Origin of the sequence: Ramlibacter tataouinensis TTB310 (assembly GCF_000215705.1) — a bacterium.
In the GTDB taxonomy this organism is placed as follows: Bacteria; Pseudomonadota; Gammaproteobacteria; order Burkholderiales; family Burkholderiaceae_C; genus Ramlibacter; species Ramlibacter tataouinensis.
This window is the reverse complement of sequence record NC_015677.1, coordinates 983,069-999,920: the sequence shown is the minus strand read 5'-3', so window position 1 is coordinate 999,920 and position 16,852 is coordinate 983,069. Positions and strand designations below refer to the sequence as shown.

The 16,852-nt window shown below is 69.9% G+C and carries 14 protein-coding genes and 1 pseudogene; all 15 read right to left on the bottom strand.

Features of this window, described 5'->3' with window-relative positions; genetic code table 11:
* Positions 1-1,179: a phospho-N-acetylmuramoyl-pentapeptide-transferase gene (mraY, locus tag RTA_RS04945; RefSeq protein WP_041675059.1), complete on the bottom strand. Its 1,179-nt coding sequence runs from the start codon at positions 1,177-1,179 to the stop codon at positions 1-3.
* A pseudogene (locus RTA_RS04940) lies at positions 1,169-2,588 on the bottom strand (UDP-N-acetylmuramoyl-tripeptide--D-alanyl-D-alanine ligase). Before RTA_RS04940 ends, mraY begins: the two are co-directional and overlap by 11 nt.
* Positions 2,589-2,593: 5 nt before the next feature.
* Positions 2,594-4,078: a UDP-N-acetylmuramoyl-L-alanyl-D-glutamate--2,6-diaminopimelate ligase gene (locus tag RTA_RS04935; protein ID WP_013900282.1), complete on the bottom strand. Its 1,485-nt coding sequence runs from the start codon at positions 4,076-4,078 to the stop codon at positions 2,594-2,596.
* A complete protein-coding gene (locus RTA_RS04930) occupies positions 4,078-5,814 on the bottom strand; it encodes a peptidoglycan D,D-transpeptidase FtsI family protein (RefSeq protein WP_013900281.1) in 1,737 nt (578 codons plus the stop codon). The genes RTA_RS04935 and RTA_RS04930 overlap by 1 nt, the downstream gene beginning before the upstream one ends.
* On the bottom strand, positions 5,811-6,092 hold the full coding sequence (gene ftsL, locus RTA_RS04925) for a cell division protein FtsL (RefSeq protein WP_013900280.1): 282 nt from the start codon (positions 6,090-6,092) through the stop codon (positions 5,811-5,813). Before ftsL ends, RTA_RS04930 begins: the two co-directional genes overlap by 4 nt.
* Positions 6,089-7,000 carry a 16S rRNA (cytosine(1402)-N(4))-methyltransferase RsmH gene (rsmH, locus tag RTA_RS04920; protein ID WP_041675058.1) on the bottom strand — a complete coding sequence of 304 codons (912 nt, stop codon included), beginning with the start codon at positions 6,998-7,000 and terminating at the stop codon, positions 6,089-6,091. The genes ftsL and rsmH overlap by 4 nt, the downstream gene beginning before the upstream one ends.
* 11 nt (positions 7,001-7,011) lie before the next feature.
* The gene (gene mraZ / locus RTA_RS04915; RefSeq protein ID WP_013900278.1) at positions 7,012-7,437 is read right to left on the bottom strand and encodes a division/cell wall cluster transcriptional repressor MraZ; all 426 of its coding nucleotides are present in this window, start codon (positions 7,435-7,437) and stop codon (positions 7,012-7,014) included.
* Between the two features lie 247 nt (positions 7,438-7,684).
* Positions 7,685-8,995 (bottom strand): ATP-dependent protease ATPase subunit HslU, encoded by a 1,311-nt coding sequence (hslU, locus tag RTA_RS04910; RefSeq protein WP_013900277.1) that lies wholly within the window; start codon positions 8,993-8,995, stop codon positions 7,685-7,687.
* Positions 8,992-9,543, bottom strand: coding sequence for an ATP-dependent protease subunit HslV (gene hslV / locus RTA_RS04905; protein WP_041675056.1), 552 nt, complete (start codon positions 9,541-9,543; stop codon positions 8,992-8,994). The genes hslU and hslV overlap by 4 nt, the downstream gene beginning before the upstream one ends.
* A 96-nt stretch (positions 9,544-9,639) precedes the next feature.
* Entirely contained in the window at positions 9,640-11,646 is a 2,007-nt protein-coding gene (locus RTA_RS04900; protein WP_013900275.1) for an STAS domain-containing protein, read from the bottom strand.
* A gap of 34 nt (positions 11,647-11,680) precedes the next feature.
* The gene (gene dksA / locus RTA_RS21190) at positions 11,681-12,712 is read right to left on the bottom strand and encodes an RNA polymerase-binding protein DksA (protein WP_013900274.1); all 1,032 of its coding nucleotides are present in this window, start codon (positions 12,710-12,712) and stop codon (positions 11,681-11,683) included.
* Positions 12,713-12,991: 279 nt separating this feature from the next.
* Positions 12,992-14,032 (bottom strand): CobW family GTP-binding protein, encoded by a 1,041-nt coding sequence (locus RTA_RS04890; protein ID WP_013900273.1) that lies wholly within the window; start codon positions 14,030-14,032, stop codon positions 12,992-12,994.
* Positions 14,033-14,132: 100 nt separating this feature from the next.
* Entirely contained in the window at positions 14,133-15,317 is a 1,185-nt protein-coding gene (locus RTA_RS04885; protein WP_013900272.1) for a class I SAM-dependent rRNA methyltransferase, read from the bottom strand.
* A 123-nt stretch (positions 15,318-15,440) separates the two neighbouring features.
* The gene (locus RTA_RS04880; RefSeq protein WP_013900271.1) at positions 15,441-15,836 is read right to left on the bottom strand and encodes a hypothetical protein; all 396 of its coding nucleotides are present in this window, start codon (positions 15,834-15,836) and stop codon (positions 15,441-15,443) included.
* An 81-nt stretch (positions 15,837-15,917) separates the two neighbouring features.
* Positions 15,918-16,847: a tyrosine recombinase XerC gene (locus RTA_RS04875; protein WP_013900270.1), complete on the bottom strand. Its 930-nt coding sequence runs from the start codon at positions 16,845-16,847 to the stop codon at positions 15,918-15,920.
* Between the last annotated feature and the right edge of the window lie 5 nt (positions 16,848-16,852).

The following is a 16,852-nucleotide window of genomic DNA, read 5'->3' as shown; positions in this document are numbered from 1 at the left end:
TCACCGCAGCTTCAGCGTGGACAGGCCGATCAGGCACAGCAGCATCGTGATGATCCAGAAACGCACCACGACCTGCGTCTCCTTCCAGCCGCTTTTCTCGAAGTGGTGGTGCAGCGGCGCCATCTTCAGGATGCGCCGGCCCTCCCCGTAGCGGCGCTTGGTGTACTTGAAGTACATCACCTGCGCCATCACGGAGATCGCCTCCACCACGAACACGCCGCCCATGATGGCCAGCACGATCTCCTGGCGCACGATCACGGCGATGGTGCCCAGCGCGCCGCCCAGGGCCAGCGCGCCCACGTCGCCCATGAACACCTGCGCCGGGTGGGCGTTGAACCACAGGAAGGCCAGGCCCGCGCCGGCCATCGCGGCGCAGAAGATCAGCAGCTCGCCCGAACCCGGGATGTATGGGAACAGCAGGTACTTGGAGTACACCGCGCTGCCCGTGACGTAGGCGAACACGCCCAGCGCCGAGCCCACCATCACCACCGGCATGATGGCCAGGCCGTCCAGGCCGTCGGTGAGGTTGACGGCGTTGCTCGCGCCCACGATCACCAGGTAGGTGAGGAACACGAAGCCGAACACGCCCAGCGGGTAGCTCACCTCCTTGAAGAAGGGCACCAGCAGGCCGGCCTTGGGCGGCAGGTCCACGTCGAAGCCGGAGCGCACCCAGCCGACGAACAGCTCCACCACCCGGTAGTTGTTGCTCTCGGAGATGGTGAACACCAGGTACATGGCGGCCAGCAGCCCGATCACCGACTGCCAGAAGTACTTCTCGCGCGAGCGCATGCCCTCGGGATCCTTCTGCACCACCTTGCGCCAGTCGTCGGCCCAGCCGATCATGCCGAAGCCCAGGGTCACGATCAGCACGATCCAGACGAAGCGGTTGGCCAGGTCGAACCACAGGAGCGTGGCGATGGCGATGGACAGCAGCACCAGCACGCCGCCCATGGTGGGCGTGCCGCTCTTGGACAGATGGGTCTGCATGCCGTAGCCGCGCACCGGCTGGCCGATCTTCAGCTCGGTCAGGCGGCGGATCACCCAGGGTCCGGCCAGCAGGCCGATCAGCAGCGCCGTCATCGCCGCCATCACGGCGCGGAACGTCAGGTACTGGAACACCCGCAGGAAGCCGAATTCAGGCGACAGGGTCTGCAGCCACACGGCCAGGCTAAGCAGCATCGGGTTTCTCCTCGTCCTTCTTGTTGTCTTGCTGTTGTTGTCGCTGCGCGTGTGCGGTGATGCCCTCCACCACCCGCTCCATCTTCATGAAGCGCGAGCCCTTGACCAGAACGCTGCGCACCGCGCCCAGCCGCGCGGCCACCTCTGCCTGCAGCGGCTCGATGGCATCGAAGTGCCGCCCGCCCATGGCGCGCGCCTGCTCGCCCAGCGTGAGCAGGGCGTCGATGCCGCGCTCGCGCGCGTACCCGCCGACCTCGGCGTGGAAACTGCGGCCCCTGCTCGCCCACCTCGCCCATGTCGCCCAGCACCAGCAGGCGCGGGCCCGGCAGCTCGGCCAGCACGTCGATGGCGGCGCGCACGGAATCGGGGTTGGCGTTGTAGGTGTCGTCCACCAGCGTGAGCACGCGCCCGGCCAGCGGCACGGCCAGCGCGCGCGAGCGGCCCTTGACCGGCTCGAAGGCCTCCAGGCCCCGGGCGATGGCCGCCGGCGGCGCGCCGGCGGCCAGCGTGCAGGCCACCGCGGCCAGGGCATTGCCCACGTTGTGGCGGCCGGCGATATGGAGTCGGAATTCCACTGGTCCCGCGGGCGTGTCCGCCCGCACCTGCCAGTGGCCCTCTTGCCATTCAGACCCGGCCAGAACGATGTCGGCGCCGCGGGCCGAGCCCGCCGAACCGGAAGAAGAGAAAGTCATGCAGGCACGGCTGCCCGCCAGCTCGCGCCACAGCGCGCTGAATTCGTCGCCCGCCGGGAAGACCGCGGTGCCGCCGATTGCCAGCGAATCGAACACCGAGCCGTTCTCGCGCGCCACCGCCTCCACCGTGGCCATGAACTCCTGGTGCTCGCGCTGGGCGTTGTTGACCAGGGCCACGGTGGGCCGGGCGATGCCCGCCAGGTAGGCGATCTCGCCCGGATGGTTCATGCCCAGCTCCAGCACCGCGACGCGGTGCTGCGCGCGCAGCCGCAGCAGGGTCAGGGGCAGGCCGATGTCGTTGTTGAAGTTGCCCTGCGTGGCCAGGGCCGCCTCGCCCTGCCAGGCGCGCAGGATGGCGGCGACCATCTGCGTCACCGTGGTCTTGCCGTTGCTGCCGGTGACCGCGACGAGCGGAAGCCTGAACTGCGCGCGCCAGCCTGCCGCCAGCTGGCCCAGGGCGAGCTTGCTGTCGTCCACCTCCAGGCCGCAGAAGCCGGCCGGGATGCGGCCGCGGTGCGCCAGCGCGGCCACGGCACCCTGGGCCCGGGCCTGGCCCACCAGGTCGTTGGCATCGAAGCGCTCGCCGCGCAGCGCCACGAACAGGTCGCCGGGCTGCAGCGTGCGGGTGTCGCTGTGCACGCGGGTCACGGCGGCGGCGCCGTCGCCGACGAGCCGGGCCCCGGTGACCCAGGGCAGCGCCTGCCGCAGGGTGAACATGCCGCTCACGGGGCGGGCCTCCGGGCCAGCGCGGCCTGCGCATGCAGGCGGTCGTCGAACGGATGCCTGGCGCCGGCGATCTCCTGGTAGTCCTCGTGGCCCTTGCCGGCCAGCAGGACCACGTCCTGCGGCGCCGCCTGCGCCACCGCGTCGGCGATGGCGCGGGCCCGGTCGGCCTGCACCTGCGCCGCCTCGGGGCGCGCCAGGCCGCGCAGGATCTGGCCGATGATGGCCTGGGGCTCCTCGCGGCGCGGGTTGTCGCTGGTCACGACGACGCGGTCGGCGCTCTTCTCGGCCACCGCCGCCATCAGCGGGCGCTTGCCGGCGTCGCGGTCGCCGCCGCAGCCGAACACGCACCACAGCCGGCCGCCGCGCTGCGCCGCCAGCGGGCGCAGCGCCTGCAAGGCCTTGTCCAGCGCGTCGGGCGTGTGCGCGTAGTCCACGGCCACCAATGGCTGGCCGGGCGCATCGAAGCGTTCCATCCGGCCCGGCACCGGCAGCAGGCCGCGGCAGGCCTGCACGGCGTCGGCCAGCGGCACGCCCAGCGCGCGCATGGCGCCGACCACGCCCAGCAGGTTGGAGACGTTGTACTGGCCGACCAGCCGGGTGGGCAGCGGCTCGCGCCGGTCGCCCTCGGCCACCGTGAAGCGCAGGCCCTCGGCCGCGTGCACGATGTCGGTCGCCCGCAGGCGCGCCGGCCCCTCGCACGAGACCGTCCAGAGGTCCAGGCCGCCGCCCTCCAGTCCGGCCGCCAGGGGGCGGCCGCGGGCGTCGTCGATGTTGATCACGGCCGCCTGCAGGCCGGGCCAGCGGAACAGCTCGGCCTTGGCCGCCCAGTAGGCGTCCATGCTGGCGTGGTAGTCCAGGTGGTCCTGGCTGAAATTGGTGAACACGGCCACTCGGATGCGCGTGCCGTCCAGGCGCCGTTCGGCGATGCCGACCGACGAGGCCTCGATGGCGCAGGCCGCCAGGCCCTGGTCGGCGAAGCGGCGGAACCAGCGCTGCAGCAGCACCGGGTCGGGCGTGGTCAGGCCGTTGAACTCCACCTGCGGCGGCTGGCCTATGCCCAGGGTCCCTACCAGGCCGCACGGCATCGGGCCCGGCTGCTTCAGGTTCGACAGCGCCAGGGCCAGCCACCAGGCGGTGGAGGTCTTGCCGTTGGTGCCGGTGACGGCGAGCACGTCCAGGCGCCCGGTCGGCTGCTCGTAGTACGCGGCCGCGATCGGCCCGGTGGCGGCCTTCAGGCCGGCGTAGCTGGCAACGGATTCGCCGTGGAAGTCGTAGGCCTGCAGGCCCTGCGCCTCCACCAGGCAGGCCGCGGCGCCCTGCGCCAGGGCGGCGCCGACGTAGCGCCGGCCGTCCGTGGCCGCGCCGGGCCAGGCGATGAAGCCGTCGCCCGCGCGCACCTGGCGGCTGTCGGCCGACAGGTCGCCGCGCACGCGCGAGCGCAGCCACTGCGCGGCCTGGCCGGGGCTGTGCAACGCCTGCATCAGAACGACTCCTCCACGCCGTTGACCACGATCTGCGGCTTGACGCTCATGTCCGGCTGCACGTTCATCAGGCGCAGGGTCTGCTGCACCACCTCGCTGAACACGGGCCCGGCCACCGTGCCGCCGTAGTAGTGGCCGGCATTGGGCTCGTCGATCATCACCGCCACGATGATGCGCGGCTTGTCGATGGGCGCCATGCCGGTGAACCAGGAGCGGTACTTGCCCGCGGCGTAGCCCTTGCCCACCTGCTTGCGCGCGGTGCCGGACTTTCCGCCCACCGAGTAGCCCAGGGTCTGCGCCTTCTGGCCCGTTCCGCCGGGGCCGGCGGCCAGCCACAGCATGTGGCGCACCCGCGCCGCGTTCTCGGCCGAGAACACCGACACGCCGGCGGCAGGCTCACCGCTCTTGAGCATGGTGGCCGGGATGATCTGGCCGTCGTGCGCGAAGGCGGTGTACGAGCGCGCCATCTGGAACAGCGAGGCCGACAGGCCATAGCCGTACGACATGGTGGCCTGCTCGACCGGCTTCCAGGTCTTCCAGGGCCGCAGCTTGCCGGTGGCGGCGCCGGGAAAGTCGATCTGCGGCTTCTGGCCGTAGCCCAGCGCGGTGTACGTGTCCCACATCTCGCTCGGGCTCATCTTCTGCGCGATCTTCAGCGCGCCCACGTTGCTGGACTTCTGGATCACGCCGTCGACGTCGAGCACGCCGTAGTTGTGCGTGTCGTTGATGGTGAAGCCGCCGATGCTGTAGCGTCCCGGCGTGGTGTCGACCACCGTGTCGTGCCGCACGCGGCCCAGCTCCATCGCCGCGGCCACGGTGATGGGCTTCATGGTCGAGCCAGGCTCGAAGGTGTCGGTCAGCGCCCGGTTGCGCAGCTGCTCGCCGCTCAGGTTCTGGCGGCGGTTGGGGTTGTAGCTGGGGTAGTTGGCCAGCGCCAGCACCTCGCCGGTGACGGCGTCCAGCACCACCACGCTGCCGGCCTTGGCCTTGTTCGCGACCACCGCGTCGCGCAGCTTCTGGTAGGCGAAGAACTGCACCTTGCTGTCGACGGACAGCTGCAGGTCCCGCCCGTCCACCGGCCGCACCTGCTCGCGCACGTCCTCCACGATGCGGCCCAGCCGGTCCTTGATCACGCGGCGCGAGCCGGGCCGGCCGGCCAGCTGCCGGTTGAACGCCAGCTCCATGCCTTCCTGGCCCTCGTCCTCCACGTTGGTGAAGCCCACCACGTGCGCGGCCGCCTCGCCCTCGGGGTAGCGGCGCTTGTACTCCTTGCGCTGGTAGACCCCCTTGAGGCCCAGCGCGGCGATCTGCTGCGCCACCGGCTCGTCGACCTGGCGCTTGAGCCAGACAAAGGTCCGGTCCTCGTCGTCCAGCTTCTTCATCAGCTCGGGCAGCGGCATCTCCAGCAGCCGGGCCAGCTGGGCCAGCTTGGGCTTGTCGCGCTCCACGTCCTCGGGGATGGCCCAGATGCTGGGCGAGGGCACGCTGGTGGCCAGCAGCAGGCCGTTGCGGTCCAGGATGCGGCCGCGGTTGGCCGGCAGCTCCAGCGTGCGGGCGAAGCGCACCTCGCCCTGCTTCTGGAAGAAATCGTTGCTGAACACCTGCACCCAGGCGGCGCGGCCGGCCAGGCCCAGGAAGCCGGCGGCGATGCCGGCCACGATCAGCTTGCTGCGCCAGACCGGGGTCTTGCTGGCCAGCAGCGGGCTGGAGGTGTAGAGGACGCTGCGGCTGCTCATGGCGCGGCTCCCGACGCGGGCAGCGTCACGTATTGGGTGATCGCCGGCGTCGCCGGGCGCATCTGCAGCTGCTCCTTGGCCAGCTTCTCCACCCGCAGCGGGGTGGCCTGGGCGCGCCTTTCCACCTGCAGCCGCTCGTGCTCGATCTCCAGGCGGCGCGTCTCGCCCTGCGCCTTCTCGATCTCGGCGTACAGGCGGCGTGACTCGTACTGCACCCGCACCAGGTACAGCGCGCTGGCCAGCACGGCCAGCAGCAGGACGAGGTTGAGGCGGGTCATGCCTGTGTCCTTTCCGCCACCCGCATCACCGCGCTGCGCGCGCGCGGGTTGGCGGCGACCTCGGCGGCCGAGGGCTTGACGCGGCCCTGCGCGCGCAGCTTCAGCGGCGCCGGCTGCGCGAACGGCGCGCGCCGGTCCACCACCTCGCGCGAATGGCGGGCGATGAACTGCTTGACGATGCGGTCCTCCAGCGAATGGAAGCTGATCGCCACGAGCCGTCCTTGGGGTTGCAGGATGTCCAAGCTGGCCTCTAGCGCCTGTTGCAGTTCTTCAAGCTCGGCGTTGACGAAAATCCGAAGAGCCTGAAATGTGCGCGTTGCAGGATCCTGGCCCGGCTCGCGGGTTTTGACCGCGCCAGCCACGAGCTGGGCCAGTTCGGCGGTGGATGCAACAGGGCCCCGTTCCTGTCGGCGAGCTGCAATCGCCTTTGCGATCGGGACAGCAAACCGTTCTTCGCCGTAGTCACGAATCACCTCCGCGATCTGGCCGATCTCGGCCGTTGCGAGCCAGTCGGCCGCGCTCTGTCCGCGCGTGGGGTCCATGCGCATGTCCAGCGGGCCGTCGTGGCGAAAAGAAAAACCCCGTGCGGGGTTGTCGATCTGCGGCGAGCTCACGCCCAGGTCCAGCAGCACGCCGGACGCGCTGGCCGGCTCCAGCTCGCCCAGCCGGGCGAACCCCTGGTGCCGGATGGAAAAACGCGGATCCTGGATGCGGCCCGCCTCGGCCACCGCCTCCGGGTCCTTGTCGAAGGCCAGCAGCCGGCCCTGCGGGGACAGGCGCTGCAGCAGCCGCCGCGAATGCCCGCCCCGGCCGAAGGTCGCGTCCACGTACAGCCCGTCGGGCTGGGTGACCAACGCCGAAACCGCTTCGTCCAACAGGACCGTGGTGTGTTGCCATGGGGTGTCCACCGCCTGCGCCGTCAGAAAGAGAAGTCTTTGAACACATCGGGCATCTGGCCCTGCATGGCCTCGGCTTCCTTGGCTTCGTAGGTCGCCTTGTCCCACAGTTCGAAGTGGTTGCCCATGCCCAGCAGCATGGTGTCGCGCTCGATGCCGGCGGCGGCGCGCAACTCCGGCGAGACCAGGACGCGGCCGGTGCCGTCGAGCTCCACGTCCATGGCATTGCCGAGGAAGATTCTCTTCCACCACTGGGCAGACATCGGTAACGCTCCGATACGGTCGCGGAACCGCTCCCACTCGGGTCGCGGAAAGACCATCAGGCAGCCGTGCGGGTGCTTGGTGATCGTCAGCTGGTTGCCGGCGGCCGCGAGCGCGTCACGGTGCCGGGTCGGCATGGAGAGCCGACCCTTGGCATCGAGACTGAGCGACGACGCACCTTGAAACACCGAGTTGAGCCCCTGCTGTGAAAGAGGGTGCAATGGTGGGCCTGAATGGCACGTTTCCCCACTTCATTGCACTTTTTTGCACTGTAGCAGGAAAACTCAACCACGCAAGCCAGGGCGCGTGGGGAATTTGCAATGAAATCAATGACTTAGAACGGCTTCTGCCAGCAAGCTGCGAGCAGAAAACCGTTCTAAAAGAAGCACTTAGCCGGTGCTGTGAAGGTAAAGCGTGAGACTCAGCCGTTGTTTGTCAGAGGATGTAGCGCGAAAGGTCCTCATCGCGGCTCAGCTCGCCCAGGCGCGCGTCCACATAGGCGGCGTCGATGGTCACCGTCTGGCCGTCCAGCCGGGCGGCGTCGAAGCTGATCTCGTCCAGCAGGCGCTCCATCACGGTGGACAGCCGGCGCGCGCCGATGTTCTCGGTGCGCTCGTTCACCTCGTAGGCGATGTGCGCCAGCCGGGTGATGCCGTCCGGCGCGAACGCCAGCGTCACGCCCTCGGTGGCCAGCAGCGCCTGGTACTGCTTGACCAGGGAGGCGTGGGTCTGGGTCAGGATGGCCTCGAAATCCTGCACCGACAGGGACGTGAGCTCCACCCGGATCGGCAGGCGGCCCTGCAGCTCGGGGATCAGGTCGCTGGGCTTGGCCAGGTGGAAGGCGCCGCTGGCGATGAACAGGATGTGGTCGGTCCTGATCGGGCCGTACTTGGTGGACACGGTGGTGCCCTCCACCAGCGGCAGCAGGTCGCGCTGCACGCCCTGGCGCGAGACGTCGGCGCCGCTGGTCTCGCTACGCGAGGCCACCTTGTCGATCTCGTCGATGAAGACGATGCCGTTCTGCTCGGCGTTGTGGATGGCCTGGGCCCGGATCTCGTCCTCATTGACCAGCTTGGCCGCCTCCTCGTCCACCAACAGCCTGAGGCCCTCGCGGATCTTGAGCTTGCGGGTGCGGCGCCTGCCGCCGCCGAACTGGCTGAACATGCCGCGCAGCTGCTCGGCCATCTCCTCCATGCCGGCCGGCCCCATGATCTCCAGCTGCTGGCGCGGCTCGGCCAGGTCGAGCTCGATGTCCTTCTCGTCGAGCTGGCCCTCGCGCAGCTTCTTGCGGAAGGCCTGGCGCGTGGGGTTGTCGTCGCCGCCGTGCGTGCCGGGCAGCAGGGCGTCCAGGATGCGCTCCTCGGCCGCGTCCTCCGCGCGGGTGCGCACTTTTCGCATCTCGGCGACGCGGGTCTGCTTGACGGCCATCTCGGCCAGGTCGCGGATGATGGCGTCCACGTCCTTGCCGACGTAACCCACCTCGGTGAACTTGGTGGCCTCCACCTTGATGAAGGGCGCGTCGGCCAGCCGGGCCAGGCGGCGCGCGATCTCCGTCTTGCCCACGCCGGTGGGGCCGATCATCAGGATGTTCTTGGGCGTGATCTCGGGGCGCAGCTTCTCATCGACCTGCTGGCGGCGCCAGCGGTTGCGCAGCGCGATCGCCACCGCGCGCTTGGCCTCGTGCTGGCCGACGATGTGGCGGTCCAGCTCGGAGACGATTTCCTGAGGGGTCATGGCCGAACTCATTCCAGCACCTCGATGGTGTGGTGCATGTTGGTGTAGATGCACAGCTCGCCGGCGATCTCCAGCGACTTCTTGACGATGTCGCGGGCGCCGAGGCCGGTGTTGTCCAGCAGCGCCCTGGCCGCCGCCTGGGCGTAGGCCCCGCCCGAGCCGATGGCGATGATGCCGTGCTCGGGCTCCAGCACGTCGCCGTTGCCGGTGATGATCAGCGAGGCCTCCTTGTCGGCCACCGCCAGCATGGCTTCCAGCCGGCGCAGCACGCGGTCGGTGCGCCAGTCCTTGGTCAGCTCGATGGCCGAGCGCACCAGGTGGCCCTGGTGCTTCTCCAGCTTGGCCTCGAAGCGCTCGAACAGGGTGAAGGCGTCGGCCGTGGCGCCGGCGAAACCGGCGACCACCCTGTCGTGGTAGAGCTTGCGCACCTTGCGTGCCGATCCCTTGACGACGACATTGCCCAGGGTGACCTGGCCGTCGCCGCCGATCGCCACCTGCCAGCGGCCGTCGGCGTCCTTGCGCCGCACGCTGACGATGGTCGTGCCGTGAAATTGTTCCATCGGCGCCATGTTGGGGCCGCCAAGGCAGATTGCAAGCAGCGCGTTAGTTCGGGGGACACCGCGGAACCGGCTCTGCCGGGCCGCTTCGGGGTGGGCTTAATCCCGCCGAGTGCCGACCCGGGCGTACTGGCTGATGCCGATCACGTCGAAGAAGGCGGCCACCAGCCGGTGCACCTCGACGAACTGCACCTGCCGGCCTTCGGCCTGGCGTGCCGTGACCCAGTTGAGCAGCGTTCCGGCCGCCGAGAAGTCGATGCGGATCAGCTGGGCGCAGGAGATGACCATCACGTCGGCCCCGGCCATCCGGCCTTCCAGCGTGCCCAGCACATCGGCCGGATCGCCCAGGATGGAGCCGGACAGCTCCACCATGGCGATGTTGGACATCAGCGAGCTCGGGCCGGCGGTGCCCGTGTCGCCGAAGTTGCTCATCCCGGACATCACCGAGTCGTGGTGCGCCTCGCCGATGATGGTGTTGCCGCCGGCAAAGCTGCCGTCGGCTTGCAAGGACACGCAGGCGCAGCGCGCGGCGTCCCAGGACGGCGGCGAGACCTCGTAGGTGACGCAGTAGTCCAGCGCCGCGAGCTCGAACTCGTCCGGCCGGTGCATCACCCGCAGCGCCTCCATGCGCAGCTTCCACCAGGCGGGGTTGACGGCCTTGTCGCCGGAAGGCGCGGCGGCCTGGAGCACCCGCTCCAGGTTGTCGGCGGCGATGAAGCGAAGCTGCAACGGCTGCGTGGCCCACTGGTTGAACAGCCGCGTCAGGCCCTCCACCGCGGCCTCTTCGATGGTGACCAGCTTGGCCCAGGACAGGCGCCATGGCTGCTGCGCCCGTGCCAGGGTGGCCTGCAGCACCACCAGCGTCTGGGTGCCCAGGGTGGAGGGGCAGGTCCAGTCCGCGGCCGAAGAATTGGCCGGCGGCGCCGAGGCGGACGACTGGATGCGGCTCACCGCCTCGGGCAGCGACAGCCACTGCGGCGACGAACGGCCGAACCGGTTGGCGAACTCGATGGCCGCCTCGTCGAAGGGCGCCTGCCGCCCGGTGGCGCGGTACAGGTCGAACAGCGCCAGCCAGGTGTCCTCGTGGCCGATGCGGCTGCCCCCAGGCTTGAGCACCTCCTGCAGGCCGGCCTCCGCGCCGGCGTCGTCGCCATTGGCGAAGCGGATCGCGGCCTCCTCCAGCTCGGGATCGTGGGCCAGTTCCTCCACGTCGACGGCGAATGCCCGGGAGACCGAGAAGTTGCTGCTGGCGGGCCCGGGCGTGGACTCGGCGCCCCCCTTCTTGGCCGCGGGGGCAGCCGCGGGCGGCTGCGGCACCGCGGGCCGAGCCGCTGCCGGCGCGGGCGCGGGCGCCGCGGCACGCGGTTGCATCGGCTGCGGCGGCTGCACAGCTTGCGGCGCGGTGACGCGCGGCTGCGCCGGCGGGACGGGCTGCGGCCCGGCGGGGCGCGGCGGCACGGGCTGGGGCGCGGCGGCACGTGGCGGCTGCGGCTGCGGCTGCGTCGCCGCGGCGCGCGGTGCCGCCGGCTGCGGCATGGTGGGGGACCGCAGGGGATCCATGGGCACCGGCGGGAGCCGGCCGCCGGCCGCCAGGGGCGGCGGCTGGACAGGGGGGGTGCGCTGCAGCGCTGGGCCGGCCGCCTGGCCGGGTACCGGCGCGGCCGGCCGGCCCAGCGCGTCGGGCGGCACATGGGCCGACGCCGGGAAATTGGTCGGGATGCCGGTGCGCGTGGAGGTCTCGCCATGCTTGGTCTTCCACCACTGCATGGACATCTGCGCCTCGATCTCGTCGATCTTCTTGAGCGTGCTGGCCCGGTCGTCGGGCCGCGACGGCATGGAGCTCTGGAAGAAAGAAGGACGGGCCGTCGGGTCGTTGCCCGCCATGACCTCGCTGCGGCGCATCTTGCGCAGCATGTCGAACTCGCGCTTACGCACAAAGTCGTTGCGCCGCTTGCGCTCGATCATCTCCTTGAGCATCTGCTTGGAGTAGCTGCTCTCCCGGTCCGACTCGGCCGTGTCCAGGTCGGACCAGTTCGTCGTCGGGTTGCGGACGAACTTCACCACCTTGGACAGCAGTCCGTTGTTGTCGTCCTTGGTGGGGGGCATCAGCTCGGGGGCGGTACGCGCAAGGCCGGCGGCGTCAGTCGCCGAACATCTTCTGCTTGAGCTCGCGGCGCTGCTGCGCCTCCAGCGACAGCGTGGCGGTGGGGCGCGCCAGCAAGCGGCCCACGCCGATCGGCTCGCCGGTCTCGTCGCAGTAGCCGTAGTCGCCGGCATCGATGCGGGCGATCGACTGCTCGATCTTCTTGAGCAGCTTGCGCTCGCGGTCGCGCGTGCGCAGCTCCAGCGCGTGCTCCTCCTCGATGGTGGCGCGGTCGGCCGGGTCGGGCACGATCACGGTGTCCTCGCGCAGGTGCTCGGTGGTCTCGCCGGCGTTGTTCAGGATGTCCTGCTTGAGCTGCACCAGCTTGAGCCGGAAGAACGCCATCTGCTTGTCGTTCATGTACTCCGAGTCCGGCATGGCCAGCACTTCGGCGTCGCTCAGCTGTTCGGCGGGCTTGCTCTTCCAGTTGTTGGCGAGCTTGGGGTCTTTCTTGACCGCGACGAGGGGAGGAGGTGTCAGCACGGGAGGTGTGGGGGTTTGCGTGTAGCTGGCCTTGGCCGCGGTGGACGCGACGGACTGGGCCATCGAGGGCACCGTGATCTGCGCCAGTCGCGCCGAAGGCTTGGCCGAACGCGCCGGGCTGGCGGCCACGGTGGCCGCGTCGGGACGCGGCGGCATGGCACGGGCGGGCGCGGGCTGGGCCGGGGCCGCAGCTACGGGGGTGGACGGGGTGCTCGCCTTGGCGGGGGCCTTGGCGGCGGCGGGGGGATGGGAGCGGGCCGGCACGGCTTTGGCGGGCGCGGCCGGCTTGGCGGGAACGGGGGCGGCCTTGACGCTGGCCTTGGCGGCGGGCTTGGCGGCGCCGGTCTTGGCGGCGGGCGCGGCCTTCTTGGCGGCGGGGGCGGAGGATTTCGCCGCGGGCTTGGCGGCCGGCTTGCCTGCCTTGGCCGCGGCCTTCTTGGCGGGCGCCTTGGCCAGCGGCTTGGCGGCGGCGGCTTTCGCCGCCTTGCCCGCAGGCGCCTTGACGCCCGTCTTGGCCTTGGCAGGCGGCTTGGGTTGCGGTTTCACGTCCTGTCTCCTCCCGGCTGCGGCGGCATGCTCTGGCCGCGCAGCTGCGTCCGATCTGTTCTTATTGGCTTTGCTCGGGCCTTCATCGGTGCGAGTTATACCCCGATTGCCGTGCTCCACGGGTGCGGAAACACCCCCTCCCAGGGGGAACCCCATCATCTGAAGAATCGAAACGATCATGGCCCCTCGCCGCCTGGGAAAAACGCGCTAGCCTAACTCAAACCCAGCCGTTTCCCACGCGTCCCGGCCCTGTTTTTCGGGCGGGCGGCAGCGGCGGGCTCAGGACAGGCATTGCTGCAGGCCCTGCATGAAGATGTCCCGGGGCAGGTCGATGCCGATGAACACCATCTTGCTGGTGCGCGCCTCGCCCTCGGCCCAGGCCGGCCCCAGGTCGCTGCCCATCAGCTGGTGCACGCCCTGGAAGATCACCTTGCGGTCCGTGCCCTTCATGTTCAGCACGCCCTTGTAACGCAGCATCCGCGGGCCGTAGATGTTGACGACCGCGCCCAGGAAGTCCTCCAGCTTGGCCGGATCGAAGGGCCGGTCGGACCTGAAGACGAAGCTCTTGACGTCGTCGTCGTGATGGTGGTGGTGCGGGTGGTCGCAATGCTCCCCGTGCTCGTGGTCGTGGTCGTGACCCTGGTGCTGGTGGTCGTGGCCGTCCTCCTTGAGGAAGTCCGGGTCGATGTCCAGCTTGGCGTTGAGGTTGAAGCCTCGCAGGTCGAACACCTCGCTGACCGCCACCTCCCCGAAGTGCACCGCCTTCTGCGGCGCGCGCGGGTTCATGTGCCGCAGGCGGTGCATCAGCGCCTGGGCCTCGTCGCCGGCCACCAGGTCGGTCTTGCTGACGAAGATCTGGTCGGCGAAACCCACCTGGCGCCGTGCCTCCTGGCGCTCGTCCAGCTGCCTGGGCGCGTGCTTGGCATCCACCAGGGTCAGGATGGAATCGAGCAGGTAGGTTTCGGCGATCTCGTCGTCCATGAAGAAGGTCTGCGCCACCGGGCCCGGGTCGGCCAGGCCGGTGGTCTCGATCACCACGCGCTCGAAGTCCAGCAGGCCCTTGCGGCGCTTGGCCGCCAGCAGCTGCAGCGTGGAACGCAGGTCCTCGCGGATGGTGCAGCAGATGCAGCCGTTGCTCATCTGCACGATCTGCTCGTTGGTCTCGCTGACCAGGATGTCCGAATCGATGTTCTCCTCGCCGAACTCGTTCTCGATGACGGCGATCTTCTGGCCGTGCGCCTCGCTGAGCACGCGCTTGAGCAGCGTGGTCTTGCCCGAGCCGAGGAAGCCGGTGAGGATGGTGGCGGGGATGAGGCTCATGGTCGCGCTCCCGGTGTGCAGGTCGGAGAAAACGAAAGGCGGCGAGTGTAGCGGGCAATTCACACCGGTGTGGACGCGATGCGACAGCCCACCCGGCGGCTCAGGGCTTGCGCATCACCACCAGACCCTTGAGGTACTCGCCCTCCGGGAACACCAGGGTCATGGGGTGGTCGGGCGCGCCGCCCAGCCGCTCGGCCACGTAGCCGTCGACACCCGCGTCGATGCCAGCCGAGGCCACGATCTTGTGGAACAGGTCGGCGCTGATGCCGCCCGAGCACGAGTAGGTGAACAGCACGCCGCCGGGCTCCAGCAGCTGCAGCGCCAGCCGGTTGATGTCCTTGTAGGCGCGCGCCGCCCGCTCGGCGTGCGCGGCCGTGGGGGCCAGCTTGGGCGGGTCCAGCACGATGGCGTCGAAGCGCCGGCCTTCGGCGATGAAGCGGCGCAGGCTGGCGTTGACGTCGGCATCCAGGAATTCGGCGCGTCCGGCTTCGAAACCATTGAGCGCGACATGGGCCCGGGCGCGCTCCAGCGCCGGCGCCGAAGAGTCGATGGAAACGACCTGCCCCGCCCCGCCGGCCAGCGCGGCCACGGTGAAGCCGCCGGTGTAGCAGTAGCAGTTGAGCACCCGCTGTGAGCCCAGCCGGCGGACGTACTGGCTGAACTTGTGGCGGCTGTCGCGCTGGTCCAGGTAGAAGCCGGTCTTGTGGCCGGTGGCCACGTCCAGGGTCAGCCGCCAGCCGTGCTCGCGGATCGTCAGCTCCGTCGCGCCCTCGCCACGCAGCCAGCCGGTGGCCAGCGCCAGCCCTTCCAGCGAGCGGGCGCTGGTGTCGGAACGCTCGTACAGCCGCGCCAGGCCGGTCTCGGCCAGCAGCGCGTCGGCCAGCACGGCCTTCCAGCGCTCGGCGCCGGCCGCCAGGAACTGGGCCGCCAGGGTGTCGCCGTAGCGGTCCACGATCAGCCCGGGCAGCCCGTCGGACTCGCCGTGCACCAGCCGCATGCCGTCGCTGTCGATGCCGAAGCGGGCCCGGGCCCGCACCGCCTGCGTCACCAGCGTGCCGAAGAAGGCCGCATCGATGCGCTGGCGCTCGTCGAAGCTCCAGGCCCGCGCGCGGATCCTGGAGGCCGGGCTGAAGGCCGCCCAAGCCAGGAACCGGCCGTCGTGCGCCTCGATGCGCACCGTCTCGCCGGCGTCGCCGCCGCCCTTGGCGATGGCCGAATCGAACACCCAGGGATGGCGCCGCAGCAGCGAACGCTCCTTGCCCTCCTTCAGACGGATGGTTTTCATGGGCGCCGATTGTCCGTGCAGCGCTGCCCGGCCGGCTGACCGCAAAAGCAAAAGGCCCGCTGCATTTGCCGGGCCTTTGCGGGTATGCCCGGGGTGCCCGGGCATGGTTTGGACAGGACGTCCTTACTTCGATCGGAAAGCCATGCGATCGAACTTCCAATCGCCATCTTCCCAGATGAATTTCATCGTGCCCTTGGCCTTTTCATTGTTTGCAAACACACCCTCCACGTTCCACTCGATCTGGTTCTTGTCTTCTTTCCTGCTGAGGATGGAATAGGTGGTGGGGAAAAAGACGCCCATGTTCTTGAAGATGCTCGCCCGCTGCGCCGGGGTGTACGACTTCTCGAAATCCGCCTTGGCTTTGGCGGTGGAGTACTTAAAGTACGTCGACATGTCACTCGTCGCTGCCGCAGTCTTCACCCGTTCATAGACGACCTGCGGATCGGTCGCGGCAGATGCGGATGCGGAAACCAACAGCAGCAAAAAAGCAAAGATGCCGTTGACGATTCGGTGGTTCATGCAAGTTCTCTAGTGAAGGCGGCCAGGAATTTGGCGGGGGTATGCTGGCATAGGCTGATGAGCTTGACAATACCGAAGCGGTCAGCCCTTGCGCTTGGCGCGAGGGTGTGCCGCGTCGTAGGCCTGTGCCAGGTGCTGGAAGTCGAGCCGGGTATAGACCTGGGTGGTGGCGATGCTGGCATGGCCCAGCAGTTCCTGCACGGCGCGCAGGTCGCCGCTGGACTGCAGCAGGTGGCTGGCGAAAGAGTGGCGCAGCATGTGCGGATGCACCGGCGTTGCCAAACCGGCGCGCAGGCTGCGCCGGCGCAGGCGCTGCCACAGGGCGGCCGAGGACAGGCGGGTACCGTGCCGGCCGACGAACAGCGCGGCCTGCTGCGGCCAGGCGCCGGCGGTGTCGCGCAGCGCCAGCCAGTGCCGCAGGGCCTCCAGTGCCTTGCCGCCCACCGGCACGCTGCGCCGTTTGCCGCCCTTGCCCAGCACGTGGGCCTCGCCGGCCTGCAGGTCGACCCAGCCGCGGGCGGCCGCGCTGGCCGTCACGTCCAGGCCCACCAGCTCGCCCACCCGCAGCCCGCAGCCGTACAGCAGCTCGACCGCGGCGGCATCGCGGGCCTCCAGCCAGGGATCGGCCTCGCCGTCCTCGAACTCGGCCAGCTGCACCGAGTCGTCCACGCTCAGCGCCTTGGGCAGCGGCTTGGGCGACCGGGGCGCGCGCACGTCCACCACGGGATTGCTGGCGATGCGGCCCTCGCGGCCGAGCCAGGCATAGAACCCGCGCCAGCCCGACAGGATCAGCGCGATGCCGCGGCCGCTGCGCCCGGCGCCGTGCATCTGCGCGACCCAGCGGCGCACGTGGTGGCTCTGCACCTGGGTGAGCGCCACGCCCGCTTCGCGGGCCCGGGCCTGCAACTTCTCCAGGTCCAGCGCGTACAGGGTGACGGTGCGGTCGGCCAGGCGCTTTCCGACGCGGACGTGCTCGAGGTAGCGCTCGACCAGTCCGGCATCCGTGTCCATGCGCC

Bases quoted from the DNA above. Each gene is read 5' to 3' on its own strand.
- mraY (WP_041675059.1), bottom strand. From the start codon at position 1,179: ATGCTGCTTAGCCTGGCCGTGTGGCTGCAGACCCTGTCGCCTGAATTC.
- RTA_RS04935 (WP_013900282.1), bottom strand. From the start codon at position 4,078: ATGCAGGCGTTGCACAGCCCCGGCCAGGCCGCGCAGTGGCTGCGCTCG.
- RTA_RS04930 (WP_013900281.1), bottom strand. From the start codon at position 5,814: ATGAGCAGCCGCAGCGTCCTCTACACCTCCAGCCCGCTGCTGGCCAGC.
- ftsL (WP_013900280.1), bottom strand. From the start codon at position 6,092: ATGACCCGCCTCAACCTCGTCCTGCTGCTGGCCGTGCTGGCCAGCGCG.
- hslU (WP_013900277.1), bottom strand. From the start codon at position 8,995: ATGAGTTCGGCCATGACCCCTCAGGAAATCGTCTCCGAGCTGGACCGC.
- hslV (WP_041675056.1), bottom strand. From the start codon at position 9,543: ATGGAACAATTTCACGGCACGACCATCGTCAGCGTGCGGCGCAAGGAC.
- RTA_RS04900 (WP_013900275.1), bottom strand. From the start codon at position 11,646: ATGCCCCCCACCAAGGACGACAACAACGGACTGCTGTCCAAGGTGGTG.
- RTA_RS04890 (WP_013900273.1), bottom strand. From the start codon at position 14,032: ATGAGCCTCATCCCCGCCACCATCCTCACCGGCTTCCTCGGCTCGGGC.
- RTA_RS04885 (WP_013900272.1), bottom strand. From the start codon at position 15,317: ATGAAAACCATCCGTCTGAAGGAGGGCAAGGAGCGTTCGCTGCTGCGG.
- RTA_RS04880 (WP_013900271.1), bottom strand. From the start codon at position 15,836: ATGAACCACCGAATCGTCAACGGCATCTTTGCTTTTTTGCTGCTGTTG.
- RTA_RS04875 (WP_013900270.1), bottom strand. From the start codon at position 16,847: ATGGACACGGATGCCGGACTGGTCGAGCGCTACCTCGAGCACGTCCGC.